This is a genomic window from Wandonia haliotis (assembly GCF_039523435.1).
Lineage (GTDB): Bacteria > Bacteroidota > Bacteroidia > Flavobacteriales_D > Crocinitomicaceae > Wandonia > Wandonia haliotis.
Genome location: NZ_BAAAFH010000007.1, coordinates 98,247 through 123,114 on the forward strand (window position 1 = coordinate 98,247; position 24,868 = coordinate 123,114).

Consider the following 24,868-nt stretch of genomic DNA (forward strand, 5'->3'; position numbering starts at 1 on the left):
CAACTGTAAACAATGATTTTTAATTAATTCTGATTTCTATTCATTCCAAAATTCCGCTAACATCTCTGCTTGCGTTAATACCATATCTGCTGCCAATTTCTGCATGTCGGGTGGATAACCATACACACGTAAAAGACGTTTGACTGCTACTTTCATCCCTTTCTTTACACTTTCCTTGACCGTCCAGTCGATTGTGGCGTTCTCTTTTACTTTGATAACTAGTTCCCTTGCCAACCTGATTAACACTTCATCTCCTAAAAGTTGTTTAGCACTGTCATTGGCTGCCACAGCATCATAGAAGGCTAATTCATCTCTGGATAAACCCAATTTATCACCTCTCGCATCGGCTTTCTTTATCTCTTTTGCTAATTCAATGAATTCCTGAATAATTTCGGCTGATGTAATAAGGTTGTTTTGATATCGTTTAATTGAATTCTCCAACATTTCCATTAAAGAACGACTTTGAACTACGTTGTGCTTCGAACGAATCTTGATCTCGTCATTCAATAGCTTTTTCAATACTTCCAAAGCAAGGTTCTTGTGCTTCATTCCTTTCATTTCTTCAAGGAAATTATCGTCCAGTACTGAAATTTCTGGTTTCTTGATTCCTGCTGCATCAAAAATATCAACTACTTGTTCTGATACTAAGGCTTGATCAATAACTTGCTTTATGGCAGTTTCCAATTCTGCATCCGATTTACCATTACCACCTTGCGTATCAAACTTTACAATACGGGCTTTTACCGCTTGAAAAAATGCAATTTCGTCTTTTGCATCCATCGCTTGATCATGCGGTAAGGCAATCGCGAATGCTTTTGAAAGTGCAGTTACTTCTCTGACAAATCGTTGTTTACCATTTTCTAACCCAAGTACATGCTCTACAGCCGATAAAATAAGGTCTAACTTCTCTTTGGTTGAAGCTGAAAAGTATTTTTCATAAGCGAATGATTGACCGTATATTGCTTGATCCTCTGCCGCTAAACTCATTTGGTAATTATCAGTTGCTGCTTTTTCAGTGAAGAATTGGGATACAACTTCCAGTTTTTCCAACATGAGTTGAACGGCTTTTTCTTGCGCCTCTGCCGGATCTCCTTTTCCGCCACTTTCGGAATAAAAACTTAACGCTTTCTTCAAATCATGCGCTATACCGAAATAATCAACGACCAAACCTCCGGGCTTATCTTTGTAAACTCTGTTCACTCGTGCAATTGCCTGCATCAAGTTATGTCCCTTCATTGGTTTGTCAATATACAAGGTATGCATACTTGGCGCATCAAATCCTGTTAACCACATGTCCCTTACGATCACCAATTGTAACGGATCAGACACATCTTTCATCCGATCGGCTAAATCTCTGCGTTGTTGTTTTGAGGTATGGTGTTTCATTAATTCCGGACCGTCTGACGAAGATGCAGTCATCACGACTTTTATAGCTCCTTTGGTCAGGTCATCATTGTGCCAATGTGGTCTTATTTTTATGATCTCGTTGTACAGGTCAACTGCAATTCTTCGGCTCATGGCTACAATCATTCCTTTTCCCTGTAATCCTCCTGCACCATTTCGGGCTTCAAAATGTTGAACAATATCAGCCGCAACAGTTTTTACACGTTGTTCACTTCCGATAATAGCTTCAACCTTTGCCCATTTAGCTTTTGCACGTTGACTTTCGTCCAATTCGGATGTTTCTAATTCTTCATCCAGTTCGTCAATCAACGCTTTTCCTTCGTCAGAAAGATTAATTTTCGCTAAGCGACTTTCGTAATAAATCGGAACAGTCGCACCATCTGTAACGGCTTGACCAATATCATAGATATCCACATAATTCCCGAATACAGCTGGTGTATTGGCATCTGTTTTCTCTACTGGAGTTCCTGTAAAACCAAGGTAAGTTGCATTGGGTAAAGCATCACGCATGTATTTTGCGAAACCATAGACCAATTTTTGACCGATTACGTTTCCTTGATCGTCTTTTACATCTATCGATTTCGGCTTAAAACCATATTGTGTTCTATGTGCTTCATCTGCAATAACCACAATATTCTTTCGATCTGATAATTCTTCATATACATTTCCTTCTTCGGGTTGGAATTTCTGAATCGTTGTAAAGACAATTCCACCACTTGCCACTTTAAGCAATTCTTTTAGATGCTCTCGATCATTTGCCTGTACTGGAACCTGACGCAGCAATTCTTTAGAAGAAGCGAAGGTGTCAAATAACTGATCATCCAAATCATTTCGATCAGTGATAATTAGAACCGTAGGATTATTGAGTGAAAGCACCAATTTCCCCGTAAAGAACACCATGGATAGTGATTTTCCACTTCCTTGTGTATGCCAAACAACACCTCCTTTTCGGTCGCCATCTTCGGCAGTTGCATCCTTTACAGAAAGGATCGCCTTATTGACAGCATAATACTGATGATACGCTGCAATTTTCTTTACGGTAGAAATACTAGCCACACCATTTTTATCCGTATGTTTTGTTTGTTCGAATACAATGAGATGTTTGATGTAATCCAATAGTGTTGCAGGTAGAAGCATTTCTTTCAACATGACTTCTAACTGATTGGTCAGAATGTCTAATACTCCTTTTTCATCCTTCACTTTCCATGTGAGGTAACGAGACATTCCTGCTGATAATGATCCCGCTCTGGCATCTACACCATCTGAAATAATGCAAATTTCATTGAAGGTAAATAGACTTGGAATGGTTGACTTGTACGTTTGTATCTGTTTATAGGCAGATTGAATAGTTGCGTTTTCATCTACTGCATTTTTCAATTCCAATAATACAAGAGGCAAACCATTGACAAACAAGATCAGGTCCGGGCGTTTATTTTGATTGTTTTCAATAATGGTAAACTGATTCACTACCAATAAATCATTGCTAGACGGATTGTCAAAATCGATCAATTGTACCAAATCACCTCGTTGTTGACCGTCTTTTCTGTATTCTACAGGAACACCATTGGTTAAGTAATGGTGAAACTCCTGATTGTTAGCCATTATTTCGGGTGAATGAATACGTACTACTTTTTTGATGGCTTCTTCTTGCGCATCAAATGGGATAGAAGTATTCAATCGTTGAACCGCTTCCCGTAGTCGATTTTCCAATACTACATCCGAGAAGGAATTGCGTTCGGGTGATTCTCCATCTGGTGCAATTGTTGCCCCATGGATATATTTCCAACCGAGGTTTTCCAATTCCTCTATCGCCCAGATTTCTATGTCGTTTTCCGTTATCTTGGTCATAATGCGTTCAATTATATCTGATTACTAGCAGATAAACAAAATTATCTGATTTTGGGGAGATAAAATGAAAAATCGGGTTGGAGGAAAATTTAGTTTAACTGCAATGACCAAATTGACTTGGCCTGCTTAGCCATCCACTTTTGATGTTTAATAATTTCATCCTCGCCCCAGTTCGAATAATCATTAGCAATCTTTTTGGTTGTAGTGAAAGAACTTGTCAGGAAAACATTCTTTTTAACCGAATACAAAGCATTTTGCAAGTCATTATTCTTTCCTTTTTCCAAAAGGGTCATATTACCAAGTTTATATCGACAACGATCAACAACTTCATCAGAAACGTCCCAATCATCATTTGGATGCTCCGGTAAGATATGCTCAATAGAATTTTTATCACTAGTAAAATCATAATCAACACCAGCAACAATATTTTCAATTCGAGTAAGAATATACTTTATCACTTTCCTATTTCGAGCCGTATTTGTAAATTCTTTATTTGCAAAATTAATCTCGAACTCATCATCATTTGGATAAATATCTCCGAAATCTGATTTTCTAAAGCTCTTATTCTCCGCAATGTAGTTTGCAATTTTATTAAAAACGCTTTCTTGTTCATTTGGGTTCAAACCTCCAATTACATTGTAACGCATATAAATAATTGAACATATTTTCAACACTTTTAGAAAGTCAGCTTCGTTTAAATTGGAATAAGCAGACATCAACAAAGAGATGGGTTGTTTAGCACCAAAAATACGTAACTCTTCTAAGTGTTTAACAATCTCATTTTTTCCAATCCATAAATCATCATTAGGATTCAACAATGCCTTGTAGCTATCTGCTTTTGTTGCCAAATCTCTTAACAAATCGAAAACCTGTTGTTTAGAGTTTATACTTCTCTTAATTGTTTTAAATAAATCATTTTTTCTGACTGTTTTATTAAAACTATTCCAATAGTAACGCAAAAACTCCGGTAATTTTTCACTTCCTAATTTACTGATAATTTGATCCCAGTATATTTCAAGTTGATTAAAATCTTCGTTGTGCGCACCAGATGGGTCAGCATCTACTGTTGAAAACAAATAGTTCTTTAATAAATCTGAAGATGATAATTGCACACCTCTTGCGTTTAATGTTTCAAACACTTTGTAGGCATTCAATTCATCACCAACTGTAATAACTGTAAAAAACAATTTATCCACAATTTTGTCAATGAAACCAACTAATTCTTCTCCACTTTTGAAGCGATTGGATACTTTCTTGTAATACCATTCAAAACATGCACGCATCAACTTTTCAGACGCATTCGTATTTCGCTGTGGGATATGCCCCATGGGTACAATATATGCCCGATAAAAATTATCGTTGTTCCGATTAAGTTTTAGTTTGTTCTTAGGCACAAGTGTAACAGGGTCTAGATAACCGATATAACTATTTTGGAGTTGTTCCCTGCGTAGTTTGTTTTTATCAGCATCTATACCATTTTCCTCTAGTTCTTTCAATCGTTTAAGAACAGAAATAATCAGTAAAGACATAGTAGTGATGCGTTGTTGGCCATCAATGATTTTATGTTCTTTTTGATCAGAAGTTTGAAGAACAAGATACCCCATGTAGTGAGCATTTTCCTTATCCGTATATAAATCTTCCAAATCTTGCCAAAGATCATCCCAATGTTCCGATTCCCAAGAGTAATCACGCTGAAACTTAGGAATAACATACGTTAAACCATTTCCTAGTATTTTGCGAAAGGTAAGTGTTGAAGTATCTTTTATTCCCTCCATGAGCTTCTTAATTTGCAACAAAGTTCGCTATTTATTCTTTTATTTTCAATTTCCTACGAAGATCACAAGCTTTAAAATGACCTTTTGCAGAATAGATGGTTTCTTCTCCAAGTTTTTGTAGTAGTTCTCTTTGCATAAACTATTATCTCTTTTTCAATAACTCTTATTCCATGGTGGTAATTCTCCAAAAGTGTCAAAATATCTCTGAATCAATAACGCTTCTACATATCCGGGTAAATCTTGATGGTTTTCATCAAACGTAACAAACCAATAGATGTCCAGCGCATCAATGTTTTCTTCGTCTATTTTTTGCTTAAAAAAATCTTGTCGTTTTATATCTTTTTCCTGTTTATCATTTCGACCCAGCTCAATACAAGTATTCAATCTTTTTCGGAGAAGTTGATTTTTGAAATCTCCATTTTGTTCAATGGTTCCCGACTTCCCGATATAAACCAAATCAATTTTACCTTTAGCCAATCGTAGGATGTAATAAACGCCCGGTAACTCAGGTACATCTTTAGAAACCTGTGAAAGCACACCTCCTTTTTCAAAAAAGAAATGACCGTTATTTTGATATTTATTCAGTTCGTCAAACATTTTTTAAGGCTTCTTGGTTTATTGTTAACTCACCACTCATCAACTTTGGTAATAAGGTATCTCGCAATTGGGTGAGCGATTGGATTTCTTTGGTATTGTTTTCTATTGATTTAAAAATCGGCTTAATAATGTCGTCAAATTCAGAATGCACGCACTTAGATGCCAGTAAAACCTCAATATTCCGAAAATCAGTCTTACTAATCTCAGGAAATGTACTACCTGAAGCTAGATTATGAACTGTTTTGAGTTTTGACTTTAACCAATTATATAAGTAGTAGATTGATAAACTATCATTGGGAATTAAAGTAATGAATCCTTGGTTCGTACAGGCTGTATGAGTATTGATTGTTAATTCGCCTACTGTAGCTCTACTTGTCATTAGTAAGGAATATGCAGGAAAGAGTTTAGCTGAACTCTTTTGCAATCCCAATTTGGTGATTTTCTTGGCAGAACCATTGGAATACATACTCTTTTCCTTAGTTAAATCTGTGGGTGAATACCATAATACCTCACCGTCCTCCCAAAAAGTTGGTTCTGTCGTTGAAGGTGTGCCTCCACCAATAGTTTCAATATTCTCTCCAATAGTTGATAATTGCCACCCCTCCGGAATTTCACCCATCCCGATAGATGTCGGGACACTATCGATCATTTTTCCTCCAGAGCTTTTATAAGGCTGTCCGTTTTCATTAGGGAATTCAAACTCCACAAACCATCTTTTAAATAGCGTTTGTGCTAGTTCTTCTAGGGTTTGGTTTTGTTGGCGAAGGAGATTAACCTTTTGATCAAGGTTGGAGAGAGTTTTGGCTATTTGCTTCTGTTCCTCAATTTCAGGGATTTCAATCCTCATTCCTTTTAATCCAACAATAGTAAGAGCCTTTTGAGCTGACCCTATCATCATATTGTTTAGCTGAAATTGACCAATTCTAGAATTAAGAAAGTATAACAAAAAAGTGGAGTCTAAGTCTTTTGTGAAATTTCTGATCCAAATTAGATTTCCATCTTTGAAATAAAAATCTCCATCACCACTAACTAAATAAGGTATCCCTGCTCTTTCACCAACAGCCGCGATGAGTATATCACCATCTATTGGAGCGCCATATTTATCTTTTATTGAATCATATTTATCTTTTGATATAAAAAGAGGATTAGATATTGGCTGACCTAAGGCTCTTTCAATTGCTTCTTTTGATCTATAAAATGGAATTCCTTCCGATACGTAATCAGCGGCAAAAATCCTTTTACTAGACAAAATATCAGCATTATTTCCTAGTTCAATTTCCTTCCACTCACTCATACCCCTGCAATATTGATTGTTAATTGCGCAACAACTTGTTGTGCAAATGCAACTTTTCTGTCCTTTACCCTCTCATTTACTTTTCGTATATGCGATAGCTGAAATAAAATAAACCCTTTAAAATCAGTGGTTTTGGCTATTTTATTTAAAAATTTATTTTTCATTTATTTTTTTTAGTCCTCCAATTTTCTTTTCTCCTCCTGTAAGAACAGTTTTAATTCATCCGGGCTTGGCAAGACCGTTTGATAAGTGCTTACAAATAGGTTTTGATCCATCCCACCTAAAGCATACTCTACCAATTCATCGTTTTTATTCGTGCATAGTAAAATTCCAATGGGTGGGTTATCCGTACTCTCTTGAATGTTTTGCTTGAAATATTGTAGATAAGTATTCAATTGTCCGACATGAGTATGATTAAATCCATCTATTTTTAACTCAATTAAAACATGACATTTTAATATTCGGTGGTAAAAAACTAGATCAATAAAAAAATATTCTCCCCCAATGACGATTCGCTTTTGTTGCGCTTCAAAACAAAAGCCATGTCCCAATTCCAACATGAAGTTTTTTAAATCTGCAAGCAAGGCATCTTCCAATTCAGATTCGGAACCTAAAGTTGTATCCGATAACCCCAAGAAGTCAAATACATACGGTGTTTTTACAATTCCCGCTTGAGTTTGTATGTCTTTGCGATCTTGCAAGCTAGCTAAGACTTTTTCTTTATCACTTGCAGCAACGGTACGTTCGTACGCCAAGCTATCTATTTGCCTTTTGAGTTCGCGTACCGAGAGTGTAGATTTAATCACTTGAATTTCATAGAATTGTCGCTTATCCGCATCTTCTATTCTTAACAACTCAACAAAATGAGAAAACGATAAATTTTCGATTAATTGAATCGTAGGAACTGCTCTATCTGCAATGTTTTTGTTCTTATTAGTTAATGATGCAGACACTGTCTGCACTGTTTCCTTTGGTAACACGGATAATGCAGACAGTGTCTGCACAATTTGTGGGTACGTATTGTAAAATTGTTTGAATAACTTCAGATTTCGGGCTGAAAGTCCTTTTTGATCAATTCTTTCTGCCAATTTTTCTTCCAATTTACTACCGTATTCTGCTTTATCCGCACCATTTTGTTCGTACTCTACAATGTATGCGCCAATCAGCCAATTTCTTACAGTTAACAGTTTGTCAATGGACTTAACTGCTTCCTGCTGAAATTGAACGTTAGTTTCACTAATTCGGGAAATTAAAAGAGAAAAATTCAAACTCATAACTCAATTCCAATTTTAGCCAGTTGGGTTTTTATTTCCTGATCAAGTTCCTGAGCAGTATGCATTTGAGTTTTAAGGTCAGATGTCAACTTTTCGATTTTCTCTTCAAACGGAACTCCGTCATCTTCTTCATCTGGTATTCCAACATAGCGACCCGGAGTTAAAACAAACTTGTGCTTTTGAATATCTTCAATTGTAGCAGATTTACAGAATCCTTTTATATCTTCATAATCTGTTTCTTTCAGCCAGTTATGATAGGTGTCCGCTACCTGAGCAACATCCTCAACTGCAAATACACGATTCTTTCGGTCGATCATGTATCCCAATTCAGAAGCATCAATAAACAGTACTTCACTGTTTCGTTGTTTCTTTCCTCTACGCAAGAACCACAAGCAAGCCGGAATACCGGTGTTAAAGAATAATGCTTTTGGGAGCATCACGATACATTCCACCAAATCAGCTTCAACTAAACGCTGACGAATTTCACCTTCACCCCCGGTATTCGAACTCAATGAACCATTCGCTAATACAAAACCAGCTCGTCCTTGAGGGGCTAAATGATACAAGAAGTGCTGTACCCAACCAAAGTTGGCATTTCCTTTCGGAGGTATTCCGTACTGCCAACGTGCATCATCTTGCAATAACTCACCACTCCAGTCACTTACATTAAATGGAGGATTGGCAATGATATAATCCGCTTTTAAATCCTTGTGCGCATCATTCAAAAATGAACCTTCGGTATTCCATTTAATGTTTGATCCATCAATTCCACGAATCGCGAGGTTCATTCGGCACAATCGGTAAGTTGTCTGGTTACTCTCCTGTCCGTAAACCGAAATATCATCCAATCTTCCTTGGTGACTTTCTATAAACTTCTCCGACATTACAAACATTCCTCCCGAACCACAGCATGGATCATACACTCGCCCCTGATAGGGTTCAAGCATTTCAACCAAAAGTTTTACAATACTGTCAGGTGTGTAGAATTGTCCTCCTTTTTGTCCTTCTGCCAAGGCAAATTGACCAAGAAAATACTCATACACTCGCCCCAAAACATCTTTGCTTTTTGCTTCTGCATTTCCAATGGTAATGGTTGCAATGGTATCGATTAATCCACCCAAACTTTGCGTATCTAAATTTTGTCGTCCATACACTTTCGGAAGGATTCCTTTGAGAACGGCATTTTTCGCCTCAATGGCATCCATGGCATCATCAATATCTTTCCCGATAGAAGGTAATTTTGCTCTACTTTGAATATACGACCAACGAGCAGTTTCCGGAACAAAAAACACGTTTTCTGCACCGTATTCATCCGGATCTTCGGGATCAGCACCTGCGTATTCGCCTTTTCCTTCCTTTAGTTTAGTATAAAGCTCTTCAAATGAATCGGAAATGTATTTCAGGAAAATCAACCCCAACACTACATGTTTGTATTCGGCAGCATCTATATTTTTACGGAGCTTATCAGCCGTTTTCCAGAGTTTCTGTTCCAAGCTTTCTTCTTTCGTTTTCGCCATATCTATTTTTCTTCTTCGTCAACAATTAATTCTTTTACATTCACATCTAATATGCGTGCAATTTCAAATAGTACCTCTAATCTTGGTTGTCGCTTATTATTGCAATAGTCATTCACAATATTGAAGCTTTTGCCCAATTTTTCCGCCAACCATGTTTGTTTACTTCCCCGCTCATTCAACACTTCTTTTATCCGATTCATAACTAGATCAAATCTTTAAGGCATAAAAATAGTAATTTACATTGCTTTTATACCCTAATTTATTTGGTAGTTATTAACAATAATATTTATCATGCAATGATAAATTTGCAGAACGTAAATAATTTACGTCTTACAATGTTTTCTTTGTGAGGAATTAAACTAGAATACGATGAGAAATAAATTGACTGAGTTAGCAGTAGATCATTCATTCGAAAGAATTGTTTACAAAGGGAAAAATGGGACAATAGTGTATGTGCTATTTGCTTTTATGGCGATAAGCCTATTCGCATGCTTATTTGCGTTGAACAATTTAAAAGTGTTTAGGTTTTACACGATTTTATATCTGATTCCATTTATTAGTAGTCTATTTCTTTTGTATTTACACGGAAATAAATGCACTAAAAAGCAATTGTTGACAGGTTGTCCGTTTTTATTTTCTCCCCCTGCCTCGTACGTCAGCTAAAGGGGTTTCATCTGAACATGTCAATAACAATGAAAAGCAAAAAAACCTCCGAAGTTAATTTCAGAGGTTTTTCTAGTGTTTTAAAGAAAATCGGTATTACAACAATTCCAGTTTTTGTGTTTCCAGAACCTGACCGTCAAGTTTGATCTTAACTAAATAGTACCCTTTGCCAAGGTAGCTCAGGTCAATTTGCGTATGATGGATATCCCGCGCTAGAAATTCAGCCACTATTTGGCCTTTCAGATTAATCACCTGAATTTCCATTGTACCTTTACCTTTGTCCGGATAATCGAAATGAACTATTCCGCTTGTAGGATTTGGATAAATAGACACATTGAAACTACGTGTCAGGTCGATTTCTTTTCGCTGTTGATGCTTGCTTTCGTTTGGTATATTATCAGCCGTTAAAAAGGCTGGAACTTCATCATTATCCGATAAGGCATCTAGGATAGATTGTACGGAAGCGATAAGGATTTCGTCACTTGTGTTTGAAATCAGTTCATCTAACTCACCGAACAGATCAGGACTTTCCGTAAGTATTTCCGAAACTGTTTTGTTGTTAGTAATGGTAGCTTTTAAGTTTGCCAGTTTAACATACTCCGGATTCGAATTCAATGCCAGTATAGCTTGTTTTTGTTTCCGGATGTTATCTTGCTCTCCCAAATAGGTGTATACAGCTAGTAATAGGTTTGCCTGACTGGAGTTATCATTTTGTTGCAGTGCTTTAGCCAATTCCTGAAGTTCTGCGGGAGTGTAATCCCCAAGTAAAACTTCGTTTGTCAGGGCTGCATACCCCATTTCTATTTGATGTTCCAGATAATTGATCTCAGAAAATAGTTGCGCTCTCGGCGATGGTTTATTTTGTGCATCTGCAATCTGATTGGCAATACCATTTGGCATGGCATGATTTGTAAGTACTTCTTTTACAGCATCCGACAACCCGGAGTTAACCTGCATCACTTGAAGTAAATCAGAACTGGGAGGGTTACTATTCACATACTTAATCAGAACTTCATCCGAAAGATAAGGAGACTTACTTAGTAAGATGTCTCGGATTTGGTCAGATGTTCCTTGATCAATCAACCTTAACAGATTATCTGTCTGCCCCCCATCAATTTGAGCCAGCAATTCGGTTTGTTGGATTTCCATACCTAAGAAAGGTGGTCCGTCAATGATAGGTCCGCCAATGGTTCTGATTTTTGACGGGCAAGTACCTGCATCTTCCAAAATGGAAACACCACCCCAAAGCGCTTCATTGATATCTACGACATTACCGTATAGGTTATTGGAGAAAGTATATGAATCCGGCTCGTGTCGAGGTGCTTTTATATAGGCATAAGAAAGGTGCTGCGAATTGTTTGAAACAAAGATGTCATGCTGGTCAGTAGTGGGTTCGCCTGTTAACGAAAATTTATTGTTGGCGACTTTCTTTTTAGCGTCCAGATAGGAAGTTCCGCCGGAGGCGACTCCCTGATGGTAATTCATCCGACCATTCATTAATGTCAGATCGTGGCTGTATATATCATGTTGAAAATCATTACATAGCCACTGAAGACCATGAATCACACTATTGTCTGGGTTTGGGACATAAGTTCCATTAATTCCCTCGGTCTGACCTCCGATTTTTAAATTATGAAAGTAGTTTTTGTAAATCTCATTGGCACTTTCACCGGAACCATTAACCACAATTCCATAGGATTGTCCATTACCGTTTGTTATAGTTGCATTGTCATACTCATACAATTCGTTTTCCTGAACTTTGTATCCGGATGAACCGTACAATGAAATACCAGAAGTTTGGTAGGTCGCCTCCCTTACTTCAAAAGTATTTTTCTGAATGCTCTCATTTTTTGTATTGGAAACATAGATACCATAGCGATTATTCTGGAAGAGACTTTCAATACACGTAAAAGTCCAGGTATTTATGTTATTCCAGGTACGAATTCCAAAGTTTAAGTTTTGAAATGTGTTTGGAACCGTATAGTTACAGGGTTGACCAACATAGATTGAGCTACAGAACGGAGTTACGTAGAATTGTGATTCACGGGCATAGATACCATACCCCCCAAGAGCATAGGATCCTGTTGTTATATCATTTTTGAAATTACATCCGTTGAATGTAATGCCATATACCGTTTCCAGTTTTGCGTGATCCTGTACACTCGTATTAATATTATCATTCCAAATAAAATCAGAAGTTTTAAGATAGGATAAATTGTTTACCGTTGATTCATACGGTCGGAACCAAACACCTCTCTGATTGTTCAGAAGTTCAGAGTTTGTAACCTGTATAATTCCACCATTCCGATTATTGTCAAAACTAAAGGACTGATAGATTTCGTCCATTGCACACCCTGATTGACTGGTCGTTACTTTACGTTTGGAAACCAAAACACCAATGGAGGCATTTTCTATTTTAGAATTGTTCATGATCAAACGCCCCTGGTTTGAACTTGTAATGCTTCCTTGCGACAAAAGTTGGTTCCCCCACACTTCTACTCCCAGCCATGTTAGGGAATTACTGCATCTGTCATCGGATGTTAACGTCGTATTATTTAAGATCAACTTTCCTCCTTGTTGAGAACTAGTAGCACCATTTTCAATAACAAGGTGTGCACCCGGTGCAAACTTCAATGTCATTCCCGAAATCGTAATGGTTACTCCTGCCGGAATTCGCAGCTCCTTTTCGATGGTCGCAACCAAAGAACCATTGTTTAACGGGTTGCTAACAGACCAGGTGGCATTGGTTGTAGCAGTATATATCCCGACATTAAAACCTTTTGAATCCAGGCAGCATTGAACCGAGGTGTTAAAATGAGCATCGTAGTCCATCCCGTCAATTTGATCCGGTAACATATACATCTTCAGTGAACTGGTCAATGGGTTTTGTCCTTCATAAGTAGGTGTACGCGAAAATGTTGAGATGTGCGTAATTGCCGAGGCTGGGTTTGACATATCAGCCAGGCGATACAGACCATTTTGATTCGCCAGATATAAATCATTGTTGAAACCTCTTTCAATCATGGAGAAGGCAAAATCAGATTGGTTTAAGCCAACAGGAAGGGATATTGGATTCAGACCGGAGGTCGGGTTAGAGTAATCATAGTACTCAAATGCATTCGGATCAAGCGCACTTACAGTATGGGTAACGTATAAGTACCGTCCATCTTCCGAAAATTCGACTCCCCGGTACCGGGCAGATTGGTTCACCCCTCCTGGGTTATATTTAAGTGTATTGAATATTTTTTCTGTACCTGGAACAACTAACCCGGAGCTGTTGAGCTCAGCAGTATACAATCGTTGTTCGACATGTTGGCCACCAATGCTATAGGGTCCGTTTTTGTAAGGTACCGCAATTCGATAGTTTCCATTGCTTAATTCTGCGATGTCCATCTCACCCCGTACATCGGCCGGGTTAAATGCGGAGCCCGGAAACGCAAACAGGTTGGTGAAATTGAATCCTGTAGCATCTACTGTAAATGTAAAAACGCCATCTCCATTTGAAATAAAAACTTTATAGGAGCCATCCGTCCGCTTTTTAGAGGATGCTAAAAATACACCTGAACGTTTTCCCGGTCCCGGATCAGGTGGAATAAATGACCCTTTGGAAATATCGTCGATCTCTATATAGAATACAGGTTGAGGAGGATTTCCAGGAAAGTACTGCATAGGAACTAAAGCACCTTTTAAGTCACAGTTATAATCGAGGTAAATGTCATTTGGTAAGGACATATCCAGTGAAAAAAGATAGGGTAGCTTTTCGTAATTACCACTATTGACAGTGGTGGATACAATATAATACCTATTGCAATTTGCAGGATCAGGAACTACCAGAATCTCAGAGGAACCGGTGGCATCCCCGGTTGCAACCTGTAATGTTGTAATAGCATATCCATATTTGTCATAAACGAACGCATCAATGATAAAGAATTCAATCTCTCCGCTTTGGTTTCTGATTACATTCGAAGCGTATCGAGCTGTTTCTCCCTGATAGTATAAACTTGGATAGGCGAACGTTATTGGCGTTCCATCCGGAAGCTCAGTTGGCTGAGGAAGTCCGCTGGTGGATGAAGCATTTACGTTGTAATAATCCGGAGTAAGGCTCCAGTAAGGATTTTGCGCCATAGCGCCATGCATGCATGCGACAAAGATGCCGGAGAAACATAAGTGTAAAAGTAGTTTTTTCATAAAAACGGTTTTTAATGTAAATAATTGCTACCTGAATATGTCAAAATCATTGACCAATCGATTGGTTGCGGGACGTAAAAGGTATCGACAGTTCAATTTACAAGTACATAACTGCAGGTGGTACAAGTTACAATTATTTTTTAATCACTTGAAAAACAATACTGTATATTTTATATCGTGTTGGGGGATCTTGTGACTGACTTGTCGCTGATACCGGCTAATCAATTGAATGTTCTCTAAATGCAGTCATTCGGGGTTCGGGAAATACTAAAATGTTAGCTTCTTACTTTTTGATTTATAACAACTCACAACTGGAATCAACAACCCTAAACTTGAGTAAAGTGTAACCTTTTTACTGTTAAGATCATTCCCCATTCTGTTTATTTTTCATCTGTTGAATGTATGTTCAGGTTTAAAAGCTCCATTATTTCAAATGGCAATTTATTCCTTACCACTTGATCTGCGTAGTAGACTTAATGTAAGCGCAATTAAAATTAGCTTAATAACTTTCGGTTCGGTTCACACTCTGGTTTCTTTACACAATAATTTTCGAGTATCTTCCACTTAGTTTACAGCAAAATACATGTAAATATCCCCTACCCAACTAACAAAACAACCTCCCTGTTAATTCAATAGGAATAGTGCTACTATAGATAATCAAGAAGAACGATCTATGAGATTATTTATTATGTCCTACACACATCAAAAAAAATTAAACTATTAAGCTTCAAACTATTAATAAAGCTTAATAGTTTAACAAAAAAGACTATGGTCTGTCATATTGACAACAATCAGGCAAGGAATTATACACCTCATCTTTTGCTTTATGTGAATCCGTATCGTACCCAACTCCTGCTATTTTTTCCTTAATCCTGTTTTCATCTAAAACGTTTGGATCGTAAGTAACAGTTATCATTTTAGTGTCTTTGTTCCAATCTGCCTCATGAATACCGTTTTGTCCATTTAGAGAACCTTCAATTGTTTTTTCACACATTCCGCAATTTCCATATACTTTGAATTCTGTTTTTGTTTCATTATTACCAGAATTTTGCTCATTTCCACAGCTTGTCAGCATTGCTAGTCCTAGGAATACAGGAGTAATCATTCTAAAAATTGATTTTTTCATCTTTGTTGTTTTTATATGTTCTACTTTATTTCATTTTTTATTTCACCACAATTCAACATGGTTGCCCCGAAATATGGGTTTAAAATTTCAGAAGATGCACTGAGCCAAAATGCACCTTTATTGTCTTTTGCCATTGGACAAAACTGCTCATATACAACAGTAGTTGTACCAAATGCTTTAATACTACTTATCATTGCATTCGAGATCTTATTGAAAAAGTCTCTTTGCTCTTGAATCTCATCTGTATTAGCTAGTTTTTTACCATTTTCCTGAATAATTTGTTGTTGGACCATCCAATACAAGTGAGCATCGCCCTTAAGCAATTTCATATCTATCTTGTCCAACGATTGTATAAGATGATTAGCTTTTTCTTTCGCTTCTTTAGCATTGTCCTCTACTAACGCATCTTTAAGCGTGTAGTAACTTGAAAGCAAATGATTCAATTGACGTTTAAATTCTTCATTTGTTTCACTCTTATAATCGGGCAGATCTATTATTTCCGTATCAATCTCTGAGCTAATTAAATTTTGATTCATCATACTCGCCTGGTTATTCAACTGGGCAGATGCATCTATTACAAATGCTCCATTTGTTACAACTTCATCACCTGGTTTGAGTCCTGAAATGACAATATATGAATCGCCTATTGTTTCACCTATCTCAATATTCTTATATTCAAACGAGGGCACAGCTTCGTTTGGTAGCTTTAAGTAAACTACCGAACGTTTTCCCGTCCACAAAACCGCAGACTTTGGAACCAGTAATGTAGACTTTTGATTGGGAGTGCGTTCAATCCTCCCATTGATAAACATATCTGGTTTCAGCTTTGAATTCAAATTTTGAACATTTGCCCTTACCGAGACAGTCCTTGTGGATGGATTGATTAAGGGGTCTATGAAATTAATTTTTGCCGTGAATTGTTCATCGGGATAACTTGTCGTAGTAAAGACAATCGGATCACCAACATTAATATTGGCAATATCCGTTTCATAGGCATCAAATACCGCCCATACTTTTGATAGGCTTTGTATATCAAATAAAACTCCTCCCTCTTTAAGGTAATCACCTACCGAGACTTTTTTCGTTTTAACTACACCTGAAAATTGAGCATAAATAGCAAAGGTTTCAATGATCGTTTCACTGTCGAGAATAGATTGGATTTGCTTATCGTTTAATTTCCAGTTTTTGAGCTTATTATAGGCCGCCTGATAAAGAGTTGAATTGGTTGATTTTACTTTGTTTGCTTCAATTAATTCTTTTTGAGCAGCAATCAATTGTGGGGAATAGATATCAGCAACTTTCTGTCCTTGAGAAACAGATTGCCCCGTATATGAAATATACAACTTCTCTATTCTACCAGCAACATGCGTTACAATACTTGAGGAGACCGTTTCATCTGATTTTATTTTTCCAGATATCACTATCCCGTTTTCTGAATTTACAGATCCCCCGAGTACAGTTGTCTGAATATTAGCAATTTTAACGGCATTATCAGACATTGTGAATACCAAAGGGTTTTCATTTGCGTTTTCTTCAAGCGGAATCAAATCCATTCCACAAATCGGACAATCGCCGGGCTCTGGCTGACGAATTTGTGGGTGCATGGAACACGTCCAAATTTGCTCCGTATGTTCAACATGATTGTGCTCGGTATTCTCTCCTTCCGGAGCAGATTTACCCTTGAAGACAATCCAACCTATCACTAACCCAAGCAACAGGAACCCTATGTAAATTATATACTTTTTCATTATTTTATGTTTTGAGTTCTTAGTCTTAGTGCATTTGCAATAACAGAAACTGAACTGAAGCTCATGGCCAGGGCTGCTATCATGGGTGATAATAATATCCCGAATATCGGATATAACAATCCTGCTGCTATTGGAATTCCAAGTGTATTATAAGCGAGAGCAAAGAATAAGTTTTGCTTAATGTTGCGCATCACTTTATGGCTTAAATTTCTTGCTTTTACAATACCATGAAGATCTCCTTTTACAAGTGTAATTTCAGAACTTTCAATCGCAACATCAGTGCCTGTTCCCATGGCGACACCAACATTTGCAAGTGCTAAAGCAGGCGCATCATTTATCCCATCACCTGCCATAGCTACTATTTTCCCTTTGCTTTGTAATTCTTTTACTTTATTCAACTTATCTTCAGGTAAACAGTCTGCAACAAAGTTGTCCAGCTTTAACTCTTCAGCAACAGCTTTGGCAGTATGGTAGTTGTCTCCAGTCATCATAATTACTTCTATACCCATTTCTTGCAATTGATGAATCGCATTTTTACTTGTCTCCTTTATCGCATCGGAAATTACCACAAAACCAACTACCTTATCCCCAATGGCGATATAAGGAACTGTTTTTCCTTTTGATTTAACGTTTTGTGATTCATAATTGACTTCTGATGAAAGTTGGACTTTTCTGTCTGTCATCAGTTTCTCATTACCTACTAAAACCCTTTCCCCATCTATCTCTGCCTCAACACCTTTACCAGTTATTGAACTAAAAGAATTAATTCTCTTAAGCTCCAATCCTTTATTTTTAGCAAACTGAACAGTTGCCTCCGCTAATGGGTGTTCACTTTGATTGTTAACTGAGGCGACTATGACTGCTAATTCTTCAGTGCTAAATTCTGATAGTGATACAATTCGTTCCACTGATGGTTTTCCTTCTGTTACTGTTCCCGTTTTATCAATGATTAAAACATCAACTTTATTCATTTTTTCCAGAGATTCCGCATTTTTAATCAGAACACCTTCCTGCGCTCCTTTTCCAACTCCAACCATAACAGACATAGGAGTAGCTAATCCCAAAGCACAGGGGCAAGCAATAATCAAAACAGCAATCGCATTGACAAAAGCAAATACCAATTGGGGAGATGGACCGAAAATGTACCAGGCAATAAATGTTAAAACAGAAACTAGAATCACGGCAGGAACAAAATAACCTGATATTTTATCGGCTAATTTTTGAATAGGAGCTCTACTTCTACTTGCGTCATTCACCATGTGAATAATCTGAGACAAAAGTGTATCGGAACCAATTTTTTCTGCTCTCATTACAAAAGATTGATTACCATTAATTGTTCCCGAAGTCACATCATCCCCTTTTGATTTATCCACAGGGATAGGTTCTCCTGTAATCATAGATTCATCAATAGAGCTTTCACCCTCTGTTATTTTACCGTCAACAGGAATCTTATCACCTGGTTTAACGCGCAATAGATCACCTACTTCAATTTCATCAATAGAAATTTCTTGCTCTTCACCATTCACAATTTTTATTGCCTTATTTGGAGCTAACTTCAATAACTCCTTTACTGCATTGTTTGTTTTACTATGAGCCCTAGCCTCTAGCAGTTGTCCTAATAGTACCAATGTCAAAATAACTGTTGCAGCTTCAAAATAAACATGAACTGTTCCTGAATGTGTCTTAAAATCTTCGGGGAAAATTGAAGGGAACAAAATGGCTCCTAAACTAAACAACCAGGCAGCACCAGCCCCAATTCCAATCAAAGTGAACATATTTAAATTCATTGTTCGAATAGAACTGTATGCTCGTCTGAAAAACATCCAGGTAGCATAAAAGACCACTGGTATCGATAAAAATAATTGAATCCAGTTCCAATATTTTACATCCAATATGTCATAAAGCGGATTATTTGGAATCATTTCTGACATGGCGATTAAGAAAATAGGAAATGTAAAAGCTACGGCAATCCAAAACTTTTTAAGTAAGGACTTATACTGTTTTTCCTCAGCACTTACATCAGCTTCCATAGGAACCAAATCCATTCCACATTTTGGACAAGACCCCATTTCATCTTTGACGACCTCGGGATGCATAGGACATGTATATTTTTCAGCGCTTGAATTGATTTTTGCTTCAGGAACTAAATCCATTCCACAAACGGGACAATCTCTTGGCTTATCATAGGTCTTATCCCCTTCGCAATGCATTGGACAATAATAGCTGACTCCTTCAACGGCTTTAGCTTTAGCCTTTGGTTGTATATGTTCATCAAGAGAATGAATCATATAGTCCGAGCCTTCAAATAAGGCCTTTAACTCCTCAAGCTTTATGTGGTTGGTAAAAGTTATTTCGGCTTTTCCAGTTGAAAGATCAATATTTACCTCACGTATTGCATCATGTGATTTAAGGGTTTCCTCTACATGGCTTTTGCATCCATTACAAGTCATTCCTGATATTTTATAAGTATGTTTCATTTTTTTATATTGATTAATAATCCGTTAGTCGTTCAATTTTGGCTTTAGAAACGGCCATATTTAATCTACTGAAATCTAATTTCAGTTTGAGGTTTATCAGTTCATTCTGTGTTGATAGTAACTCTTCAATTTTCTTTCCATCAGCACTGTAACTTGCTTCCAGAATTTTGTAGGCACTTGAAATTTTCTCCAATTGTGTTCTGGACAGATCGTACGTCAATTGAGCATTGTCATACGCTGATTTGTAAGAAATAATCGTACTGATCATTTGATCGGTTATACTTTCTTTTTTATAGTTTAATGCTTCCTGATTCAGTTTCTCCTCTTTAAAAACACTAGTGTAACTTTTTCGATAGATCGGAATACTCACCATAACTTTTGGCACTAAAATATCCCTTCCATTGTTCATTGGAGTAGCGTCTACTCTTGGATTAACAAGATTGTAATCTAAACCAATTCCCAAGCCAGGCTGGTTGTTTTTTTTATTGACGGCAATCTTACTGTTTGAAGCTGCAATCTGAAAGTCTAACTTATTGATTAGTGGGTGATGATTTTCTATCTTTGACCTGAACTGCCCCAAATCGTAGTTAATTAACTCATAGTCCATACTATCCTGAATTAGGATTTTGTTAGCTAAAGGTTGATTCGTGACATTATTAATTTGAGCGTACAAGTCCGTTTTTTCGATATTTATTTGCTCCAGCAAAACTATGTATTCATCAATTTTAGTTTGAATTCGTAACACATCTGCCAATGAGGATTGCCCCGACTCAACCTTTGCTAAAGCAATTGTTTCTAACGCCCTATAATTGGTTACTGTTTCTGAGAACAACTTTTCTTTTTGAGACAAGAAAACCAATTGATAATACGCTGTTTTAATTCGAAAGAACAACTCCAGTTTAATAGCAGATAATTCTTCATATTTGGCTTTGGACATTTGAATTACTACCTCCTTCTTTGCTTTAAATGATCCAAACCAGGGAAACATTTGTGATGCACTCACCATCATAACTTGCGGTCCTAATCGTGTTTCAGGACGTAAAATTGGTGCGCCAATACCTAATTGAGGATTGGGTAACTGGCTCACTTGATCCTGCCGAATTAGAATAGCCTGGTATTCTAATTCCAATGCCTTTAATTCCGTATTATTTTCAACTGCTAATTGAAACAAAGAGTCCAAAGATTGTGCAGTAGAAACTAGCTGAATACCCAGAATAAACAGACATGTCAGAACCATTTTGTATCTATTTTTTATATTCTTCATAATTTAAATCGATTTTGTTTATTCTTCCAACTAAATTCACCTGCTTTCCATGTATAGTAAAGCACTGGTACTGTAAACATTGTAATCATGTTTAATACCATTCCTCCAAAAGAAGGGATAGCCATGGGTAACATAATATCTGCTCCTTTTCCCGTAGAAGTCAACACAGGAAGGAGTGCCAAAATTGTAGTTGCCGTAGTCATCATTGCAGGTCTGACTCTTCGCAAACCTCCTTCAATTACAGCATCTTCGATTTCTTTGCGGTTTTTTGGATTATTTCCCTTGAAACTATCCTTGAGGAATGTTGCAACTAAAACACCATCATCTGTTGCAATACCAAATAACGCTAAGAAACCTACCCAAACAGCAACACTTAAGTTTATCGTATCCATCTGGAATAAATCCCTCATATTGGTTCCAAAAAACTCAACATTCATGAACCAATCCTGACCATATAACCAAATCATAATAAACCCTCCGGAGAAAGCTACAAATACACCTGAAAAGACAAATAATGATGTAATTACTGATTTGAATTGAAAATAAAGAATCAGGAAGATGAGAATAAGTGCTATCGGGATGACAATACCTAAGCGTTTGTTTGCTCGGAGCTGCTGTTCATAATTTCCGGCAAATTGATACGTAATCCCATTGGGAACTTCCAAAACACCGGATTCTATTTTTTCGTTCAGGTAGTTTTGCGCTTTATTTACTAACTCCACTTCAGAATAGCCATCTTCTTTGTCAAATAAAACATACCCAATAAGAAATCCATCTTCACTTTTAATAGATTGCGGTCCCTGTTCATATTTGATTTCAACCAAATCTCCTAAAGGGACTTGTGCGCCATTAGATGTACTAACATAAATGTCTTTAATTTTATCAGGATCATTTCTGAGTTCCATGGGATAGCGAACCCGAATTCCATACCTCTCACGTCCCTCAACTGTGGATGTCATAACCATCCCACCAATTGCCACCTGAATTTGATTTTGTACTTCCTGAATACTTAAACCATGTTTGCTGATAACCTCACGATTTATATCCAACATAAGGTATGGTTTTCCGACAATTCTCTCTGCAAAAACGGCAGGCGTTTTTACACCTTCAACCTCTTTCAGAAACATTTCCAACTTTAATCCAAATGCTTCAATGGTTTTCAAATCATTTCCCTTAACTTTTATACCCATTGGAGCGCGCATTCCGGTTTGAAGCATAACCAGTCTGGTCTCAATAGGCTGTAGTTTCGGGGCAGAAGTTATACCGGGTAATTTGGTTGCTTCTACTATCTCATTCCAAATATCATCCGGTGACTGTATATGATCTCTCCATTGTCTGAAATATTGACCGTTCTCATCAGGTATTAAGGCATTATTTTCGTCCATGACATAATTTCTGTCTCCATCAACTTTAAATCGAATTTTCTGCCCATTCTCATTTAATCGGTACTCTGATTTATAAGAAATGATATTTTCATACATGGACATCGGGGCAGGATCAAGTGAACTTTCAACTCTTCCTGCTTTCCCCACAACTCCGTCAACTTCAGGAATTGAATTAACAGACATATCGAGGAGTCTTAAATTGGCTTCATTCATTTCCATTCCCGCATGGGGCATTGAAGTTGGCATTAACAAAAACGACCCTTCATTTAAGGATGGCATGAATTCCTGACCTGTATTCTTAAATATAGAATACCCGGCAAAAAGTAATAGAATCAACAGACCAATGAATATCAACCTGATTTTTATTAAAAATCTTAAAATTCGTTCGTAATAATGTATAACCAGATAGAAAGTACCAATCAGCACGCCGATGATGGTGACAACAAATAGGAAGTTCAGTAATTCACTTTTTGACACTCCAAGTGGCATCCATATTTTGGACAGTAACCATGCTACAAGTAGAGCGTACATGATATTTTTCCAATACTCAAACCGGATATTCCATACTTCCGATTTTTTATCTTTCATATAAGTTGTAACTATACCTCCTACCCCTAAGAGTAATCCAAAAAAACCGATGAATGAATACGATGTAAAAAGTAATAGAATTGAAAGCAGAATTAGTCCTCCGTTTGTGAAATATTTCGCTACTTTCCCTTTGCTTTTAAAACTAAATAATTTAGTTGCAAGTGCCGGTAATATCGTTATTGCAAGAACGATTGAAGCGATCAGGGCAAAAGACTTTGTAAAGGCTAAGGGGCGAAATAACTTTCCTTCGGCAGCTTCCATAGTGAAAACCGGTAAAAAACTAACGATTGTAGTCGCTACGGCTGTTATCACGGCAGAAGCAACATCCGTTGTCGCCAGATAAACGGTTCTCTTGATCGGTTGACCCGGTGGTGCTACTTTCATCTGAGCGATCATACTCTCTGTCAATACAATTCCCATATCAACCATCGTTCCCACTGCAATTGCAATCCCGGATAACGCAACTATATTCGCATCAATTCCTGTATAGCGCATCGCAATAAAACACATGAGGACTGCGACAGGGAGTGAAGCAGAAATCAATAGTGAAGACTTCAGATTCAGAAGCATTAGGATGACCACTATTATTGTGATTAAAACCTCCAGTGTGAGTGCCTCTTCAAGTGTTCCTATTGTTTCATTGATTAATTGTGTCCTATCATAAAAAGGCACGATAGAAACTTTAGATTGTGTCCCGTCTGCTAATGTTTTAGATGGTAAACCATTCTCAATTTCTTGAATTTTTAATTTTACGTTATTGATTACTTCTAAGGGATTGGCTCCGTATCTTGCCACTACAACACCTCCAACGGCTGGAGCTCCGGACTTATCAAGAATCCCCCTTCTTGCTTTTGGACCAAGATGCACAACCGCAATATCTTTTATACGAATAGGTACATTTTCAGAAACTTTTACGACTGCTTCTTCTATATCACTCAGGGATTTAACATAACCAAGCCCCCTAACAAAATACTCAGTCAAATTTATCTCTAACGTTTGTGCCCCTATATCCAGATTACTTTCTTTGGCAGCCTTCATTACTTGCGCTAAGTTTACATTAAACGCTTTCATTTTATCCGGATCAACATCAATTTGATATTCCTGAACGAAACCTCCTATTGACGCTACTTCTGCTACTCCGCCTGAAGACTGTAAAGCATTCTTTATATAGAAATCCTGAATACTTCTTAGTTCATGTAAATCCCAGCCACCAGTTGGATTACCTTTTTCATCCCTACCTTCCAGAGTGTACCAATAAATCTGTCCGAGCGCCGTTGCATCCGGTCCTAAAGAAGGCTGTACCCCATCCGGAAGCAAATTCGCAGGCAAAGAATTTAATTTTTCGAGTATTCGACTTCTACTCCAGTAGAATTCAATGTCCTCTTCAAAAATTAAATAAATACTTGAAAATCCAAACATTGAATTACTCCGTACGCTTTTTACGCCCGGAATTCCCAATAATGCAGAAGTTAAAGGATAGGTGATCTGATCCTCCACATCCTGAGGCGAACGCCCCATCCATTCAGTAAAAACTATTTGTTGATTCTCACCAATATCAGGAATAGCGTCCACAGAAACGGGATCTCTTGGTAACCAATCAGATTCGTAATTAAAAGGTGCTGTAACCACCCCCCAGATGACAAATAAACCAAGTAGAATCCACGCTACCAGTTTATTGTCAAGGAAAAATTTTATGATTCTATTTAACATGACTTTAATT

General features: G+C 37.3%; 14 protein-coding genes. All 14 read right to left on the bottom strand.

Features of this window, described 5'->3' with window-relative positions:
• Positions 1-36: 36 nt before the first annotated feature.
• The gene (locus tag ABDZ97_RS06625) at positions 37-3,252 is read right to left on the bottom strand and encodes an HsdR family type I site-specific deoxyribonuclease (protein ID WP_343785805.1); all 3,216 of its coding nucleotides are present in this window, start codon (positions 3,250-3,252) and stop codon (positions 37-39) included.
• An 89-nt stretch (positions 3,253-3,341) separates the two neighbouring features.
• Positions 3,342-5,027, bottom strand: coding sequence for a DUF262 domain-containing protein (locus ABDZ97_RS06630; protein ID WP_343785806.1), 1,686 nt, complete (start codon positions 5,025-5,027; stop codon positions 3,342-3,344).
• A 153-nt stretch (positions 5,028-5,180) separates the two neighbouring features.
• Positions 5,181-5,624 (bottom strand): hypothetical protein, encoded by a 444-nt coding sequence (locus tag ABDZ97_RS06635; protein WP_343785807.1) that lies wholly within the window; start codon positions 5,622-5,624, stop codon positions 5,181-5,183.
• Positions 5,617-6,918 (bottom strand): restriction endonuclease subunit S, encoded by a 1,302-nt coding sequence (locus ABDZ97_RS06640; protein WP_343785808.1) that lies wholly within the window; start codon positions 6,916-6,918, stop codon positions 5,617-5,619. The genes ABDZ97_RS06635 and ABDZ97_RS06640 overlap by 8 nt, the downstream gene beginning before the upstream one ends.
• A complete protein-coding gene (locus tag ABDZ97_RS06645) occupies positions 6,915-7,082 on the bottom strand; it encodes a hypothetical protein (protein ID WP_343785809.1) in 168 nt (55 codons plus the stop codon). Before ABDZ97_RS06645 ends, ABDZ97_RS06640 begins: the two co-directional genes overlap by 4 nt.
• Before the next feature lie 9 nt (positions 7,083-7,091).
• The gene (locus tag ABDZ97_RS06650) at positions 7,092-8,192 is read right to left on the bottom strand and encodes a PDDEXK nuclease domain-containing protein (RefSeq protein ID WP_343785810.1); all 1,101 of its coding nucleotides are present in this window, start codon (positions 8,190-8,192) and stop codon (positions 7,092-7,094) included.
• On the bottom strand, positions 8,189-9,709 hold the full coding sequence (locus tag ABDZ97_RS06655) for a class I SAM-dependent DNA methyltransferase (protein WP_343785811.1): 1,521 nt from the start codon (positions 9,707-9,709) through the stop codon (positions 8,189-8,191). The genes ABDZ97_RS06650 and ABDZ97_RS06655 overlap by 4 nt, the downstream gene beginning before the upstream one ends.
• Positions 9,710-9,711: 2 nt before the next feature.
• On the bottom strand, positions 9,712-9,909 hold the full coding sequence (locus ABDZ97_RS06660; protein WP_343785812.1) for a helix-turn-helix transcriptional regulator: 198 nt from the start codon (positions 9,907-9,909) through the stop codon (positions 9,712-9,714).
• A gap of 559 nt (positions 9,910-10,468) precedes the next feature.
• Positions 10,469-14,560: a T9SS type A sorting domain-containing protein gene (locus ABDZ97_RS06665; protein WP_343785813.1), complete on the bottom strand. Its 4,092-nt coding sequence runs from the start codon at positions 14,558-14,560 to the stop codon at positions 10,469-10,471.
• A gap of 766 nt (positions 14,561-15,326) precedes the next feature.
• The gene (locus ABDZ97_RS06670; protein WP_343785814.1) at positions 15,327-15,686 is read right to left on the bottom strand and encodes a heavy-metal-associated domain-containing protein; all 360 of its coding nucleotides are present in this window, start codon (positions 15,684-15,686) and stop codon (positions 15,327-15,329) included.
• A 20-nt stretch (positions 15,687-15,706) separates the two neighbouring features.
• Positions 15,707-17,434, bottom strand: a complete 1,728-nt coding sequence (locus ABDZ97_RS06675) for an efflux RND transporter periplasmic adaptor subunit (RefSeq protein ID WP_343785815.1) — start codon at positions 17,432-17,434, stop codon at positions 15,707-15,709.
• Entirely contained in the window at positions 17,434-19,911 is a 2,478-nt protein-coding gene (locus ABDZ97_RS06680; RefSeq protein WP_343785816.1) for a heavy metal translocating P-type ATPase, read from the bottom strand. Before ABDZ97_RS06680 ends, ABDZ97_RS06675 begins: the two co-directional genes overlap by 1 nt.
• Positions 19,912-19,924: 13 nt before the next feature.
• On the bottom strand, positions 19,925-21,175 hold the full coding sequence (locus tag ABDZ97_RS06685; RefSeq protein ID WP_343785817.1) for a TolC family protein: 1,251 nt from the start codon (positions 21,173-21,175) through the stop codon (positions 19,925-19,927).
• Positions 21,172-24,858, bottom strand: a complete 3,687-nt coding sequence (locus ABDZ97_RS06690; protein ID WP_343785818.1) for an efflux RND transporter permease subunit — start codon at positions 24,856-24,858, stop codon at positions 21,172-21,174. The genes ABDZ97_RS06685 and ABDZ97_RS06690 overlap by 4 nt, the downstream gene beginning before the upstream one ends.
• Between the last annotated feature and the right edge of the window lie 10 nt (positions 24,859-24,868).

What these genes read in the sequence shown, in the direction of transcription:
- ABDZ97_RS06635 (WP_343785807.1), bottom strand. Translation starts at nt 5,624, where the DNA reads ATGTTTGACGAACTGAATAAATATCAAAATAACGGTCATTTCTTTTTT.
- ABDZ97_RS06665 (WP_343785813.1), bottom strand. Translation starts at nt 14,560, where the DNA reads ATGAAAAAACTACTTTTACACTTATGTTTCTCCGGCATCTTTGTCGCA.
- ABDZ97_RS06630 (WP_343785806.1), bottom strand. Translation starts at nt 5,027, where the DNA reads ATGGAGGGAATAAAAGATACTTCAACACTTACCTTTCGCAAAATACTA.
- ABDZ97_RS06625 (WP_343785805.1), bottom strand. Translation starts at nt 3,252, where the DNA reads ATGACCAAGATAACGGAAAACGACATAGAAATCTGGGCGATAGAGGAA.
- ABDZ97_RS06680 (WP_343785816.1), bottom strand. Translation starts at nt 19,911, where the DNA reads ATGAAACATACTTATAAAATATCAGGAATGACTTGTAATGGATGCAAA.
- ABDZ97_RS06675 (WP_343785815.1), bottom strand. Translation starts at nt 17,434, where the DNA reads ATGAAAAAGTATATAATTTACATAGGGTTCCTGTTGCTTGGGTTAGTG.
- ABDZ97_RS06660 (WP_343785812.1), bottom strand. Translation starts at nt 9,909, where the DNA reads ATGAATCGGATAAAAGAAGTGTTGAATGAGCGGGGAAGTAAACAAACA.
- ABDZ97_RS06685 (WP_343785817.1), bottom strand. Translation starts at nt 21,175, where the DNA reads ATGAAGAATATAAAAAATAGATACAAAATGGTTCTGACATGTCTGTTT.
- ABDZ97_RS06655 (WP_343785811.1), bottom strand. Translation starts at nt 9,709, where the DNA reads ATGGCGAAAACGAAAGAAGAAAGCTTGGAACAGAAACTCTGGAAAACG.
- ABDZ97_RS06670 (WP_343785814.1), bottom strand. Translation starts at nt 15,686, where the DNA reads ATGAAAAAATCAATTTTTAGAATGATTACTCCTGTATTCCTAGGACTA.
- ABDZ97_RS06650 (WP_343785810.1), bottom strand. Translation starts at nt 8,192, where the DNA reads ATGAGTTTGAATTTTTCTCTTTTAATTTCCCGAATTAGTGAAACTAAC.
- ABDZ97_RS06690 (WP_343785818.1), bottom strand. Translation starts at nt 24,858, where the DNA reads ATGTTAAATAGAATCATAAAATTTTTCCTTGACAATAAACTGGTAGCG.
- ABDZ97_RS06645 (WP_343785809.1), bottom strand. Translation starts at nt 7,082, where the DNA reads ATGAAAAATAAATTTTTAAATAAAATAGCCAAAACCACTGATTTTAAA.
- ABDZ97_RS06640 (WP_343785808.1), bottom strand. Translation starts at nt 6,918, where the DNA reads ATGAGTGAGTGGAAGGAAATTGAACTAGGAAATAATGCTGATATTTTG.